The following is a 15,080-nucleotide window of genomic DNA, read 5'->3' as shown; positions in this document are numbered from 1 at the left end:
AGGACGGACAGAGATGAAAGGTAGACAACACCCCGATTACAGTCCTATCGGGCGGGCATCGCAAGCGGGCTTACAAATGTTTGCATCTTGATCTGGCTCAGGATGCCGTCTGGCCGCCCCGCTTGACGAAGAACAGGGCGGCGCCGACGGCCATCAGCAAGCCGCCAAAGAAGCGGTTCTGCTTTTTCACGGCGCGCGCGTCGCGGAAGAAGCGCTGCATCGAGGACGCTAAAAAGGCATAGCTGTGCATGACGATCTGGTCGATCGTGCACATGGTGACGGCCAGGATCAGCAATTGCGGCAGCAGCGGAGACGTGGGGCTGATGAATTGCGGCAACACCGCCACCATGAAGATGATGCCCTTCGGATTCGTCACATTCGTCAGGAAACCCGTCAACACGCGCCGGCGCATGGACGGCACCACGGCGTCCGCATGCAGGTCGCCCGTCACGGCCACCTTGGCGCGCCACTGCGACAGGCCCAGGTAGATCAGGTACAAGGCGCCCACCGTCTTGACGATATTGAACGCCACTTCCGACGCCAGCAGCAGGGAACCGACGCCGGCGCCCGCGATGCCCAGCACCACCAGCAGGCCCAGCTGCAAGCCGAGAATCGTGGCGCTGGCCTTTTTCACCCCGTAGGACAGGCCGTGCGACATCGACAGCACGGCGCCCGAGCCGGGCGAGACGGCGATGATGGAAGCGGCGATGACAAAGGTGATCCAGGTGGCAAAGGGCATGCGGTTTCCAAAAATGGTGATGAGAGGCAATTTTAACCCGGCCCGTGCGGCCTTGCCGGCCCCGCCTGAGGTAAGATCGCGGTCACGCCTTAGCCACATCGTTCCTTGCCGTACAACCAAGAATAACATCATGAAAAACAACACTTTCCTCGCTCCACAATTTCCTGCCACCACCGTGGGAGCGCGCTGAGATGGCCGGCTCCAGCCTGCTGGCCCTGCTCGATGACATCGCCAGCATCCTCGACGACGTTTCCCTGATGACCAAGGTGGCCGCCAAGAAGACGGCCGGCGTGCTCGGTGACGACCTGGCCCTGAACGCGCAGCAAGTGGCCGGCGTGCGCGCCGAGCGCGAACTGCCCGTCGTGTGGGCCGTCGCTGTCGGTTCGCTGAAGAACAAGGCCATCCTCGTGCCCGCCGCGCTGGCCATCAGCGCGTTTGCCCCATGGGCCATCACGCCGCTGCTGATGGTGGGCGGCGCCTACCTATGCTTCGAGGGCTTCGAAAAGATCGCGCACAAATACCTGCACCCGGACGACAGCCACAAGGCCGAGCTGGCGCAGGCGCTGCGCGACCCGCAGGTCGATCTGGTGGCGCTGGAAAAGGACAAGATCAAGGGCGCCATCCGCACCGATTTCATTTTGTCGGCGGAAATCATCGTCATCGCGCTGGGCACGGTGGCCGCGGCCACTTTCGCCGAACAGGTGGCCGTCGTCGTCGGCATCGCCCTCATCATGACGGTGGGCGTGTACGGCCTGGTGGCCGGCATCGTCAAGCTCGACGACGCCGGCTTTTACCTGGCGGCGCGCAAGGGCGCGGGCGCGCTGATGGACGGCGTGCGCGGCTTTGGCCGCATGCTCGTGTCGACGGCGCCGAAACTGATGAAGTTTCTCTCCGTGGTGGGCACCCTGGCCATGTTCATGGTCGGCGGCGGCATCCTGACGCACGGCTGGCCGTGGGCCAGCGGCATGCTGCACCACGTCGAGGAAGCCGTCGGCGGCGTGGCCGGCATCGGCCCCGTGCTGGCGGCCGTCACGCCCAGCCTGATCAACGCGGTGGCCGGCCTCATCGCCGGCGGCCTGGTGCTGGCCGGCGTCACGGCCGTGTCGGCTTTGTTGCGCATGATCAAGCCAAGCAAATAAGCTTTCTGGTCTGATGGAGCGGCAGGCGCATCCGTGCCTGCCGCCCCGGCCATGCCGGCGGCGCCCGCTGCCCATGGAGACCCTATGCATGCTTCCCCCGCCCCACGCCCCAGCAGCGCCTTTATCGGCGCCTCCTGGGCGGCATTGCTGATCGGCATCATCACCTATCTGTCCGGCCTGTGGAACGCCACGATGGCCCTCAACGAGAAGGGCTATTACTTCACCATCCTCATGTATGGCCTGTTCGCCGCCATCTCGCTGCAGAAATCCGTGCGCGACCGCAGCGAGGGCATCGCCGTGACGGGGATTTACTATGGCCTGTGCTGGATTTCCGTCCTGCTGGCCTTGCTGTTATTGACCGTGGGCCTGTGGAACGCCACCCTGCAAAACAGCGAAAAAGGGTTTTATGCCATGGCGTTCCTGCTCAGCCTGTTTGCTGCCGTGGCCGTGCAAAAGAATGTGCGCGACGTGGCGCGCGCCTCGGCCAGCACACCCGCCGAGCTGCCGGGAACTTAAACACCAGCGGCGCGTCTATTCCTGTATCCATGTCGGGAGAGGATGATGGGCGACCAGCAGAAACGTTTGCAGATGGCGCTGGAGGCGGCGCACATGGCGATCTGGGATTCGCGCATCGTCGCTGGCCAGGTCATCGACGGCACGGTCAGCTGGTCGGCCAAGGGCGCCACCTTGCTGGGCCTGGAAGAACGCGCGCTGACGCAGCCATTCCGCAGCTTTCTCGACTGCGTGCACGCCGGCGACCGCGACAAGGTCGTCAACGTGCTGCAGGACGGCGTGCGCCGGCGCGGCGGCTACGCCTTGCAATACCGCGTCGTCTGGCCCGACGGCAGCGAACACTGGCTGGCGGCCAAGGCGCACATCTTCATGGATGCCGGCGGCCGGCCCGACCGCACCCTGGGCATCATCTGGGATATCACCGAGCACATGGCGCGCGAACTCATGATCGCCGAGCGCAAGGAGCTGGCCGAAGTGACGCTCAGCTCCATCGGCGACGGCGTCATCACCACCGATCCGCAGGGCAAGACGCGTTACCTGAACCGGGTGGCCGAGCAATTGACGGGCTGGAGCAACGAGCTGGCGCAGGGCCTGGACATCGGCCTGACCATGCCGCTGGCCGATGAACGCACGGGCGAGGCACGCGAACACGTGGCCATGCGCTGCCTGCAACAGCGCCAGGCCATCGGCATTTCGCCCCGCTCGCAACTGGTCACGCGCGACGGGCGGCGCATCGCCGTCGAGGAATCGGCCGCACCCATCTGGTCGCGCGACGGCCACATCCTCGGCGCCGTCGTCGTGTTCCGCGACGTCAGCCACGAGCGCAAGCTGAGCCAGGAACTGTCGTGGCAAGCCACGCACGACACCCTGACGGGCCTGATCAACCGGCGCGAATTCGAGCACCTGGTGGCCGGCGCCCTGCGCACGGCCAAGCAGGATGGCCACGCGCATGCGCTGCTGTACCTGGACCTGGACCAGTTCAAGGTCATCAACGACACTTGCGGCCACGGCGCCGGCGACGTGCTGCTGCAGCTGCTGGCCAAGATGCTGCAGGGGCGGATGCGCGACAGCGACATCCTGGCGCGCCTGGGCGGCGACGAACTGGGCGTGCTGCTGCCGCACTGTCCGCTCGAACATGCGCGCCTGATCGGCGAACAGCTGCGCCAGTCCGTGCGCGATTTCCGTTTCGCCTGGGACGAACGCAGCTTCGAGCTGGGCGTGAGCATCGGCATCGTGGAAATCAGCCAGGACAGCAAGTCCATGAGCGAGCTGCTGAGCGCGGCCGACCAGGCTTGCTACCTGGCCAAGGAACAGGGCCGCAACCGCATCCATATCTATCAGGAATCCGACGTCATGCTGGCGCAGCGGCATGGCGAAATGCTGTGGATCTCGCGCCTGAACGAAGCGTTCGCCCACGACTATTTCCGCCTGTACGCCATGCCCATCGTGCACCTGCACGACAGCCCGGAACACCACGACGAAGTGCTGATCCGCATCCGCAACAGCAAGGGCGACCTGATCTTGCCAAGCGCCTTCATCCCGGCCGCCGAGCGCTACGACATGATGCTGTCCATCGACCGCTGGGTCATCCGCGCCGTCTGCGCGCATATCCAGAGCGTGCGCGACAGCCTGCCGCCGTTGGCCGCGCTGGCCGAAAGCCGACGCCGCGCACCGGCCTTGTATTCCGTCAACCTGTCGGGCATGTCGCTGGCCGATGCCGGCTTGCACGACTACATCACCGAGCAATTCGTGGCATTCGCGATTGCGCCCGAGCAAATCTGCTTTGAAATCACGGAAACGGCCGTCATCGCCAACCTGCCCAAGGCGCAAGTGTTCATGCGCCAGCTCAAGGCCCTGGGCTGCCGCTTCTCGCTCGATGACTTCGGCAGCGGCTTTTCCTCGTTCGGCTACCTGAAAGCCCTGCCCGTCGACTATTTGAAGATCGACGGCGTCTTCGTGCGCGACATCGCCACCAATGCCATCAACCGCGCCATGGTCAAGGCCATCAATGAAGTGGGCCACGTGATGGGCCTGGAAACGGTGGCCGAATACGTGGAAGACGCGGCCACCCTGGCCGTCATCCGCGAACTGGGCATCGACTATGCGCAAGGCTACGCCGTGGGCAGCCTGCGCCCCCTGACGGCGGGTATCGATTAGCCGCTGCCGACAACCAGTGCCTTTAAAACAATGCCGCATTGCTATCGCTAAATGCGTACAAGCACGACCAATCTTGAGGATTTTGATCTACATCAATAAATTTGCGCAGGCGACTCCTTACACTGATCTCCATTCTTGCAATCGTGCAAGTCTTACTCACCAATTGCCTATTTAACTGATCAGGAAGCCGCGACCATGCGACAAAATTTGCCAGTGACTAACCGTGAAGTCCTCGTCTTGGACGATCAGGCCATCGTGTCGAAAACGGATATGAACGGCAATATCGTATATGTGAACCCCTACTTCAGTCAGGTCAGCGGCTTCAGCGAGGCCGAGCTGCTCGGTTCGCCCCAGAACATCGTGCGCCACCCGGACATGCCGGCCGAAGCGTTCGCCGACCTGTGGACCTCGATCCAGGCCGGCACGCCGTGGACGGGCCTGGTGAAGAACCGCTGCAAGAACGGCGATTTCTACTGGGTGCGCGCGAACGTCACCCCCATCCGCGAAGCGGGCAAGACCATCGGCTACATGTCCGTGCGCGTCAAGGCGGACAAGGACCAGGTCAAGGCCGCCGAAGAAGCCTACGCGGCTATCCGCAACAAGGAAGGCGGCAACATCGTCATCAAGAACGGGCAGATCGTGCGTCCGGGCCTGGCGCACCTGCTGCACAGCCTGACGCACATGTCGCTCAACCTGCGCATCTGGGCCGCCACCTCCATCGTCAACTGCCTGCAACTGCTGGTGTGCGTCATCAGCCTGTTCGCCAGCGGCGGCCAGATCACCAATTACGCCATCTTCGGCGCCACCCTGTTCGGTTTCCTGATCAACGTTTTCCTCTGGTACACCTTGCGCATGTCCGTGCTCAAGCCGCTGGGCAAGGCCCTGAACGGCGCGCGGGCCATTGCCGCGGGCGACCTGTCGGGCAGTTTTGAAACGGAGAGCACGGATGAAGTGGGACAACTGCTGCGCGCGCTGCAACAGATGAACAGCAACCTGATCGCCACCATCCGCGACGTGCGCATCAACGTGGAAACCATGGCCGTGGCCACCAAGCAAATCGCCGTCGGCAATATGGACTTGTCGGGCCGCACGGAATCGCAGGCGGCCAGCCTGGAAGAGACGGCCTCGAGCATCGAGGAATTCTCGTCGACGGTGAAACAGAACGCGGACAACTCGGTGCAGGCGAACGAGCTGGCCGTGGCCGCCTCGAAAGTGGCCGTGCAGGGCGGCGAGATCGTTTCCGAAGTGATCACCACCATGGACGAGATCAACACCTCGTCGAAGAAAATCGTCGACATCATCGGCTTGATCGAAGGCATCGCCTTCCAGACCAACATCCTGGCCTTGAACGCGGCCGTGGAAGCGGCCCGCGCCGGCGAGCAGGGCAGGGGCTTCGCCGTGGTGGCGGGCGAAGTGCGCAACCTGGCGCAGCGCTCGTCCGTGGCAGCCAAGGATATCAAGCAACTCATTGAAATTTCCGTCGGCAAGGTGGGCGCCGGCATGCTGCAGGTCAACCGCGCCGGCGCCACCATGGAACAGGTAGTCAGCTCCGTCAAGCAGGTGACGGCCATCATGCAGGAAATTTCCATCGCCTCGCGCGAACAGAGCATCGGCGTCGACCAGGTCAACCAGGCCATCGCCCACATGGACCAGGTGACGCAGCAGAACGCGGCCCTGGTGGAAGAAGCCGCCGCGGCCGCCACGCGCCTGGCGGAAGAAGCGGCCAGCCTGTCGCAAGCCGTGAGCCTGTTCAATTTCGGCAAGATGCCGCCACCGCGCCGCGTCGCCATACCTGGCGGCAAGTCTGGCGCCGCAAACGCCGGCAAGCCCGCCATGAAACGCCTGGCCGCCTAAACCTTTCAAGACTTTACACACATCATGCCTACACTACTCAGCAGTGCTTCCGCCGACCTGGACGCCGTCGTCGAATTCGACCCGGTCATCATCGGCAAGATGAGCCAGTCCGGCCCGCGCTACACGTCCTACCCGACCGCCGACCGTTTCAATGCGGAATTTGGCTACGGCAACTTCCTCGAAGCGCTGGCCGCCCTGCGCATGCGCGGCGGCCGCCGTCCCCTGTCGCTGTACGTGCACGTGCCGTTCTGCGACACCCTGTGCTACTACTGCGCCTGCAACAAGATCATCACGAAAGACCGCAGCAAGGCGGCCACCTATCTCAGCTACCTGAAACAGGAAATCGCCATGCAGGGCAAGCTGTTTGCCGGCATGAACCAGATCGAGCAATTACACTTCGGCGGCGGCACGCCCACTTACCTGAGCGAAAAGCAGATGGATGAGCTGATGGCGCACCTGCGCCAGCATTTCGAATTTGCTTCTGATGAAGATGGCGAATATTCGATCGAGATCGACCCGCGCACCGTGTCGCGCGAACGCGTGTTTTCGCTGCGCGCGCAAGGTTTCAACCGCATCAGCCTGGGCGTGCAGGATTTCGACGCCGACGTGCAAAAGGCCGTCAACCGCATCCAGCCGGAAGCGGAGACGGTGGCCATCATGCAGGCGGCGCGCGATGCCGGTTTCCGCTCGATCAGCATCGACCTGATCTACGGCTTGCCGAAACAGAACCTGGACACCATGACGGAAACCCTGCGCAAGGTGATCAACGCCAGCCCCGACCGCATCGCCCTGTACCACTACGCGCACATGCCGCACCTGTTCAAGCCGCAGCGCCGCATCCTCGACGCGGACATGCCCGACAGCGCCACCAAGCTGGCCATGCTGGGCCTGTGCATCGCGCGCCTGACGGCCGCCGGCTATGTGTACATCGGCATGGACCATTTCGCCAAGCCAACGGACGACCTGGCCGTGGCGCAGCGCCAGGGCCGCTTGCACCGCAACTTCCAGGGCTATTCGACCCGCGCGGAGGCGGACCTGATCGCCTGCGGCGTGTCGGCCATCAGTTCCGTCGGCGCCGTGTACAGCCAGAATGAAAAGACGCTCGACGCGTATTACGAAAAACTCGACGAAGGCGTGCTGCCGATCGCGCGCGGCATCAAGCTCGATACGGACGATTTGTTGCGCCGTATCATTATCCAGATGCTGATGTGCAATTTCGAACTGTCGATCGCCACCATCGAGCAAGCGCACCCCGTCAAATTCCGCAGCTATTTCGCCGCCGAGCTGGACAAGCTGCGCGAACTGGCGCGCGACGGCTTGCTCGTCATCGAGGAAGACTGGCTGACGGTGACGCCGAAAGGGCGCTTGTTGATCCGCAATATCTGCATGGTCTTCGACCGCTACCTGACCCTGGCGCGCGCCAACACGGCGCCGGACGCGGTGCAGCCGCTGCGCTACTCGAAAACGGTGTAGCGCCGCGCGATGAACGCCCTCAGCCTCGTGCCCATGTTCCTGGTCGGCCTGGCCGGCAGCGTGCACTGCATCGGCATGTGCGGCGGCATCGTCGGCGCCCTGTCGATCAGCGGAGGCACTGCGCCCGTGCGCCCCGTCATTGCCATCGCCGTGGCGCGCCCCGCATTGCAGACCAGCGTGCAAACGAACGTGCTGCGCGTGCTGGCCTACAACGGCGGGCGCATCGCCAGCTACATGCTGGCCGGCGCCCTGGCCGGCAGCCTGGCGGGCGCCGGCATGCTGCACCTGGCGTCCCTGCAAGTGGCCGGCTACTGGCTGGCCAACCTGATGCTCGTCGCCCTGGGCCTGTACCTGATGGATGCCTGGCGCGGCCTGGCGCACCTGGAAGCGGCCGGCAACGTCGTCTGGCGCCGCGTGCGCCCCCTGTTGAAACCGCTGATGCCGATGGATACGCCGTTCAAGGCGCTGGCCGTGGGCGGTCTGTGGGGCTGGGTGCCGTGCGGCATGGTCTACAGCGCCCTGCTGACGGCCATGATGCAAGGCTCGGCCCTGAACGGCGCGGCCGCCATGGCCGCCTTCGGCCTGGGCACCCTGCCCACCCTGCTGGGCATGGGCTTGCTGGGCACGCGCCTGCGCGCGCAGATGCAGCGCCGTCCCGTGCGCATCGCCAGCGGCTTGCTGGTGCTGGGCTTTGGCGTGCTGGGCCTGCTGCGCGCCGCCAATGGCGTGTCGCTGGGCTGGCTCGACGCCCTGTGCGTCACGGGCCATCCATGAAAAGACGCATGAAACCAAACCTATGAATGCTGTTCTACAACCCTCCGCCTGCTTCCATTGCGGCTTGCCCGTCCCCGTTGGCTCCAGCTGGCTCGTCACCATCGACGACGTGCCGCGCGCCATGTGCTGCCCCGGCTGCGAAGCGGTGGCGCAAACCATCGTCGACATCGGCCAGAGCGCGTACTACCGCGACCGCGATGAATATGCCGTCAACGCGTTTGATGCCACCCTGGTGCCGCCCGAGCTGCGCCTGTACAGCAATGACGACGCGCAATTCGCGCGCGACGCCAGCAGTTGCGAAGCGACCCTGTCCGTCGAAGGCATCCGCTGCGCCGCCTGCGTCTGGCTGATCGAGCGTCAATTGACGCGTTTGCCCGGCGTGCAGGCGGCCAGCCTGAACGTCGCCACGGAGCGCCTGTACGTGCGCTGGAGCCGTGCCGAATGCGAACCGGGCGACATCCTGCAAGCCGTGCGCCAGGTCGGCTACACGGCCTATCCCTACGATGCCGTGCGCCATGGCGAGCGCCTGCAAAAGGCCAGCAAGACCCTGGGCCGCCAGCTGTTCGTCGCCGGCCTGTCGATGATGCAGGTGATGATGTACGTGGCGCCCGCCTACCTGGCCGAGGATGGCACGCTGGATGACAATATGGCCAGCCTGATGCGCTGGGCCAGTTTGCTGCTGACCTTGCCCGCCATCTGCTATTCGGCCATGCCCTTCTTCCAGGGCGCCTGGGCCAGCCTGCGCGCGCGCACCCTGGGCATGGACGTGCCCGTAGCGCTGGGCATCCTGGCGGCCTTCTTCGGCAGCGTGGTGGCGACCTTCACGGGCCGCGGCGAGGTGTATTACGACTCGGCCACGATGTTCATCTTCCTGCTGCTGTGCAGCCGCTACTTCGAGCTGCAGGCGCGCCGCAAGGCCGCCTCGGCGCTGGAGCGCCTGCAGCACGCCTTGCCCGCGTCCGCTTCGCTGATGGCGGGCTTCCCGGACGACCGCGCCACCACCCTGGTGCCGGCCGGCAGCCTGGCCGTCGGTGACGTGATTCTGGTCAAACCGGGCGAGGCGATCGCCGCCGACAGCGTCATCATCGAAGGCACGAGCGCGCTCGATTTATCGCTGCTGACGGGCGAAAGCGCGGCGCAACGGAGAAAAACGGGAGAACGGGTGCCGGGCGGGGCGATCAACGCCAGCGCGGCGCTCATCTTGCGCGTGCTCAAACCGGCGCGCGAAAGCACCCTGTCCGACCTGTTGAAACTGATCGAGCGGGCCGGCAGCGGCAAGCCGCAGATCGCCCAATGGGCCGACAAGGTCGCCGCCTGGTTCGTGCTGGGCTTGCTGCTGTTTGCCATCGCCGTGTTCGCCTTCTGGAGCTGGCATGACCCATCGCAAGCGTGGCCCGTGGCCATCGCCGTGCTGGTCGTGTCTTGCCCTTGCGCGCTGTCTCTCGCCACGCCAACGGCGCTGGCGGCCGCCACCGACAGCCTGCTGCGGCGCGGCGTGCTGATCGTCCAGCCGCATGTGCTGGAAACCTTGCACCGCGCCACCCACATCGTCTTCGACAAGACGGGCACCCTGACCCTGGGCCGGCCCGTGCTGCGGCAAACCGAGGGCCTGGGCAGCATGGGCGAGGACGCTTGTCTGCAGGTGGCCGCCGCGCTGGAAGCGGGCAGCGCCCATCCGCTGGCGCAGGCCATCCTGGCGGCGGCAGAAGAGTTGCCAAAACAGCCGCTGCGCGCGCATGCGGAACAATTGCAAGAGGTACAAGGCCAGGGCCTCGAGGGCATCGTCGACGGCGTGCGCTACCGCCTGGGCAATGCGGCCTTTGTCGCCGCCCTCGCCGGGCCGCCGCTGGGCGACACGGCCGTCGGCATGCAGGGCATGACGCCGCTGTACCTGGGCACGCAGGGGCGCTGGCTGACGCGTTTCCTGCTCAGCGACGCGTTGCGCCCGGAAGCGGCTGACGTCGTCGCGTATTTCCACCGGCGCGGCAAGCAAGTCGTGCTGCTCAGCGGCGACCAGGAAGCGCTGACGCAAAGCGTGGCGACGGAACTGGGCATCAACACGGCGTGCGGCGAATGCCTGCCCGATGAAAAGCTCGATTTCGTCCAGCAATTGCAGGCCACGGGCGCCGTGGTGGCGATGGTCGGCGACGGCATCAACGACGCCGCCGTGCTGAGCGGCGCCGACGTGTCCTTCGCCATGGGTTCCGGCGCCGCGCTGGCGCAGGCGCATGCGGACACGGTGCTGCTGTCGAGCCAACTGGTTTCCGTGCTCGACACGGCGAAAACGGCGGCGCGCAGCATGCGCATCATCCGCGAAAACCTGGGCTGGGCAACCCTGTACAATCTGACGGCCATCCCGGCCGCCGCGCTGGGTTTCCTCAACCCCTGGCTGTCCGGCGTCGGCATGGCTGCCAGCTCGGCCGTCGTCATCGCCAACGCCCTGCGCCTGCGGAAAGTCTAATGGAAGCTCTCTACCTCCTCATCCCCTTAAGCGTCGTGGTCGTCTTCATCGCCCTGTGGGTGTATTTCACGGCCTCGGACAGCGGCCAGTTCGACGACCTCGTCGGACCTGGCCTGCGCGTGCTGCAGGACGACGATACGCCGGCGGAAGCGGCCACCCCGCCGGCTCCTCAGCGCGAATAGCCTTGCGAGCCCGGCCGCGCATCGAAGCGCCGGCCCCACCATGGCAGGAACACGGTATTGCCGCCGCGCGCGCGGAACCACGGCTGTTCGTGGTCGACGGGCCGCACGACGGCCGGCGGCGCCACCACCAGCGCGGTCAATGTCTGCGCGTCGCTGGTGCCCGCCACCAGGACGGGCCGGCCTACGTGGTTCGCGTGGGCGATGGCCAGCGCCACGTTCGTCAGCGCCGTGCCGGCGCCCGTTTCACCCAGGAGCGCCGGCATGTTGAAGGTTTGACGATTGAAATCGAAGTCGGGCAATTGCTGCGTCAGGCTTTGCGCCAGCGGGCCAATCCGCTCTGACGAAACAGGATAGGTGCTGCCCGCATCGTGGATGACGTAGCCGATGGCGTCATCGGTCAATTGCGCATTGCGCGCGGCGGCGTCGATGGCGCCGCTCCAGGCCTGCACGGCGCGCGGCGAAGCGCCCTTGCCCGCGGCGAAATCGGCGGTGCTGCGCGTGGCGGGAAAGCCCAGCCACGCCAACGGCGCGCGGTCCGTCTTATAGCTCGGGCCGGCCAGCACCAGCAAGACCATGTTTTCATTGATCTGCTCATCCTTGGGCGGATAGCTGGGCGCGTCCCAGTTCATCACCCACACCGTCTTGTCGGGGTTCGCCTGCAGATACGCCAGCCCCGCCGCCAGTGACGTAAAGCCCGCATTAGCGCCGCCCATGGTCACGCGCACGTCGGGCGGCGTGGCCGTGGTCCAGGAATCGGGAAAGGAGGGGTTGCCGATGCTGAAGGCATCGGTAATCGTTTCAACGACGTATTTTCCCGCCTCGTCTGGATCAAGCCGCCCGGCCGGCAAGGCATATTCGACGTGGATGCCCGCCAGTTCGCGGCGCGTGGATTTGTCGGTCAGCGAGTGGGCGTTGTAAAAATATTCCTGATTAGAAAAGTAAATATCATGAAACAACATAATCATTTTGTATGCATATTTTTCGTGAAAGCCTACGAATGATTCTTTTCCATTATTACCATAAGCAATCATGCCGATCGATTGCACCTTGCCAAAACGCACAGGGTTCTCTTTCACTTTGCTATCGTCCTTGTTCGGCTTGGCCAGCCCCAGCGTCCACAGCAATTGCCATTCCGTCGGGTAATCGCGCCGCTGCAGGGGATTGAGCCACTGCACGCCCACGACTTGCGCCATGTACGGCTGCGCGGGCACAGCAGGGACGACGGCGGCAGCCGGTGCCGCGACGGGCGCCTTGGTGGCGCAGGCGGAGGTCAGAAAAAGGACGGCAAGCGCCAGCACTGCCGGCATCAACAATAGTCGTTTCATCAGCAATCCTTCTTCAAGAGGTACATCGATTGGCCAGGTCTGCAATATCGACCAGAGTGCAATACCAGACGCCAGACCGAATACGACCATGCTCCAGCCCAGCCTGCGCGGTAAGGTAGCAATCAAGTTGCGCATCAGGAGGTCTCCGAGCGCTTGTACATGCGTTCATCCACAATTTCGGCTGGCATGCGCCCTGTGCTGCCATCACATCGAACCCATTCCAGCAAAGACAGTTTCATAAACTTTCCAGTAGAAAAATATTCAAGAAATATCTTGCTAAATCCGTCCTTATCCATATCCGCCGATAAGCGCCAATCAGCAGCAATCCTGAGCTCTCGCATCGCCTCCTCGCCGATATGGCACACCCCAATCGCCACGTCATACGCCAGCGCCATTTCCGCGTGCCGGGGATTGCTCAGGATGGTGGAGTGGTCGGTCGCATGCGTATCGCAGGTGGCTACCAGCTGTGCGGCGATTTCCTGCTTGCGCCATTGCAAATATTCCGGCGTGGCGGTCGACAGGTCGTCTTCCATCATCGCCTTGCCGTCATTGCCGTCGAGCTTTTCACGGCGGGCCTTCATGCGCAGGCGGGCATGGTCTTCATAGCGCAAACCCGCCTCGGTATCGCGGTTGCCCTGCGGCGTGCCGTCCACGCTGTCATCGACATACGGGTCGCCTTCCTGGCGCGCCTTGCCGGCATGGCGGTGCGTGCCGGGCGGATCGATATCCTGGTCGAATTGTGGGCTGGGTACGCCAAAGCGCATGGCCTGCGGTGTAAAACTTTCCGGCAAGGCAGGCGCCGTCACGGGGATGCGCCAGTCGTCGGGCGGCACGGCATTGATGGGGGTCTTCAGCATCTTCATGAGGGCCGACGTGGCCGCGGCCGTGCGCACGGTCGCCGCCTTGCCTGCCGCGCTGGTGCTGGCGCGCACGCCTTTATTCGGATCGTATCTGGAGATCGGCGAAGGGGGATGCCAGAATTCGGCGCTGCCCCGCGCGGGCTGGCGATAGTGGTTGCTCCAATAGTCATAATCGCCGTGCCGGCCAACGGGGAAGCCCTGTGCAAACACCCGCTGGCTGAAAACGCCGTCGCCGCGCGTGGCCTTGATCTCCTCGGCGCTCAGACCTAGCCAGCCGATGCCCTGGATGGGCGTGGCGGAAATTACCTGATCGTGCGGGTTGCAATACAGGGTGACGCGGCCGCGCGTGGTGGGCTGCGGGCCGCAGGCATAGGCGGCCCGGTCCTTCTCCAGGGTGAAATCATGGCGCACATTGGCGGCCATCTGCGCCAGCACGGCGGACAATGGCGGCTCCTTGGCCTGGCCGCGCACGATGTCGAAGAACGCTGCCAGGGTCTGGCGGCGCGCCTTGCCGCTCTGCCGGCCGACATTGCCATCGACATCCCTGACCTGCCCCTGCAGCCAGCCTTCCGTATCGTTTCTGCGCAACAGGCTGTAGGGCGGGTTGCACAAAACATAAGTATCGGCCACGCAGCGCCCGCTTTTTCCCGCCGCATCCTGCACCTTGGCCATCTTATTGCCCAGAAACGCGGCCGCCATTCCCACCATATTGCCCTGGCTGTGGCAGACCAGCGTGATGGGCGCGTCGGCCTGCTGCCGGCGGATGGCCGCCACCAGGTGCGCCAGGCGCAGCGCGGCCAGCACGAAGTAGGGGCGCGGCGGGCAGGCATACACGATGCGGTCGTTGACGGGATTCAGGTGCTCGATATGTACCCACAGGAAGAGGGCGTCCGACAGGCCCTCGCCCCACAGGTCCGGCAGCGAGGAGCAGCCATTGGCGAACGGGCCGCCGCCCCAGTAAGCGTGTTCGTTCAGGTAGACGGAATCGCCATATTTCTGCAATTCGGTGTCGCTGGCCTTGTAGCCCCAGCGGAACTGGATCACGGGAGAGAAATGCGCTTGCGGCGCGACGAAGGTGCTGGCCGTGTAGTCGGGATCGACATAGCCGTCATCGCTCAGTTCGCTACGGTAGCGCACCGGCGTCAGTTGCCCGCCCTGCGCCGTGGCATGCGCCATGTGCTCGTCGCAGCGCTTCATGCGCGTGTTCAGGCCCTTGCACAGGCCGTCTTCAGCCGCGCCGTACCACTCGCCATCGGAATTGACGCCATGCACGAAGACGACGATGCCCGGCGACGGCGCCTGCAGCAGGCAGGCGAGCTTGCTGTGATCGAACAGGGTCGTGCCCTCGGCCTTGCCCACGACCAGGTCCACCTGGGCATCAAACGGATCGCGGCATTTCGGCTCTTCCATGGCGGGCTTTGGACGTGTCTGGACAAGCCACTCTAAGCCATTGCCTCCACGCACGTTTTACGCCATGTCAAGCCAGCTGTTGCAGGGATCTTGCATGGCTTTTTTGACCGAAATATCACTTTATTTCGATGCCAGTTCGCTACGCTTATTTCATCCGGGGAATTTTGATCCACATCAAAGTTTTTTCGCGGTC

Annotated in this window: 11 protein-coding genes; 8 read left to right on the top strand and 3 right to left on the bottom strand. The window is 64.3% G+C overall.

All coding sequences use genetic code 11. From position 1 onward, the window contains the following. Positions 1-97: 97 nt before the first annotated feature. A complete protein-coding gene (locus CLU94_RS13675; protein ID WP_099666012.1) occupies positions 98-739 on the bottom strand; it encodes a LysE family transporter in 642 nt (213 codons plus the stop codon). Between the two features lie 191 nt (positions 740-930). On the opposite strand from CLU94_RS13675, the gene CLU94_RS13670 reads away from it, so the two are divergent. From CLU94_RS13670 to ccoS, 8 genes are all read left to right on the top strand, one after another. Beyond that, positions 931-1,878 carry a DUF808 domain-containing protein gene (locus tag CLU94_RS13670; protein ID WP_099666011.1) on the top strand — a complete coding sequence of 316 codons (948 nt, stop codon included), beginning with the start codon at positions 931-933 and terminating at the stop codon, positions 1,876-1,878. A gap of 84 nt (positions 1,879-1,962) precedes the next feature. Then, a complete protein-coding gene (yiaA, locus tag CLU94_RS13665; RefSeq protein ID WP_099666010.1) occupies positions 1,963-2,394 on the top strand; it encodes an inner membrane protein YiaA in 432 nt (143 codons plus the stop codon). Between the two features lie 42 nt (positions 2,395-2,436). Beyond that, positions 2,437-4,548 (top strand): EAL domain-containing protein, encoded by a 2,112-nt coding sequence (locus tag CLU94_RS13660; RefSeq protein ID WP_257218796.1) that lies wholly within the window; start codon positions 2,437-2,439, stop codon positions 4,546-4,548. Between the two features lie 195 nt (positions 4,549-4,743). Then, positions 4,744-6,402, top strand: a complete 1,659-nt coding sequence (locus CLU94_RS13655) for a methyl-accepting chemotaxis protein (protein ID WP_099666008.1) — start codon at positions 4,744-4,746, stop codon at positions 6,400-6,402. A gap of 24 nt (positions 6,403-6,426) precedes the next feature. Next, positions 6,427-7,875 (top strand): oxygen-independent coproporphyrinogen III oxidase, encoded by a 1,449-nt coding sequence (gene hemN / locus CLU94_RS13650; protein ID WP_099666007.1) that lies wholly within the window; start codon positions 6,427-6,429, stop codon positions 7,873-7,875. Between the two features lie 9 nt (positions 7,876-7,884). After that, positions 7,885-8,649: a sulfite exporter TauE/SafE family protein gene (locus tag CLU94_RS13645; RefSeq protein ID WP_099666006.1), complete on the top strand. Its 765-nt coding sequence runs from the start codon at positions 7,885-7,887 to the stop codon at positions 8,647-8,649. A gap of 22 nt (positions 8,650-8,671) precedes the next feature. Further along, the gene (locus CLU94_RS13640) at positions 8,672-11,110 is read left to right on the top strand and encodes a heavy metal translocating P-type ATPase (protein ID WP_099666005.1); all 2,439 of its coding nucleotides are present in this window, start codon (positions 8,672-8,674) and stop codon (positions 11,108-11,110) included. After that, complete coding sequence (gene ccoS / locus CLU94_RS13635) at positions 11,110-11,292, top strand: cbb3-type cytochrome oxidase assembly protein CcoS (RefSeq protein WP_099666004.1); 183 nt, start codon at positions 11,110-11,112, stop codon at positions 11,290-11,292. Before CLU94_RS13640 ends, ccoS begins: the two co-directional genes overlap by 1 nt. On the opposite strand, the gene CLU94_RS13630 is transcribed toward ccoS, so the two are convergent. Both CLU94_RS13630 and CLU94_RS13625 read right to left on the bottom strand, forming a co-directional pair. Further along, positions 11,280-12,752, bottom strand: coding sequence for a virulence factor (locus CLU94_RS13630; RefSeq protein WP_180278655.1), 1,473 nt, complete (start codon positions 12,750-12,752; stop codon positions 11,280-11,282). The genes ccoS and CLU94_RS13630 overlap by 13 nt on opposite strands. Continuing rightward, a complete protein-coding gene (locus tag CLU94_RS13625; RefSeq protein ID WP_099666003.1) occupies positions 12,752-14,887 on the bottom strand; it encodes a T6SS effector phospholipase Tle3 domain-containing protein in 2,136 nt (711 codons plus the stop codon). The genes CLU94_RS13630 and CLU94_RS13625 overlap by 1 nt, the downstream gene beginning before the upstream one ends. Positions 14,888-15,080 lie beyond the last annotated feature (193 nt).

Origin of the sequence: Janthinobacterium sp. 13 (assembly GCF_002749695.1) — a bacterium.
Lineage (GTDB): Bacteria > Pseudomonadota > Gammaproteobacteria > Burkholderiales > Burkholderiaceae_D > Janthinobacterium > Janthinobacterium kumbetense.
Note: the sequence above shows the minus strand (reverse complement) of the source record. Positions and strands in the feature narration are given on the sequence as shown.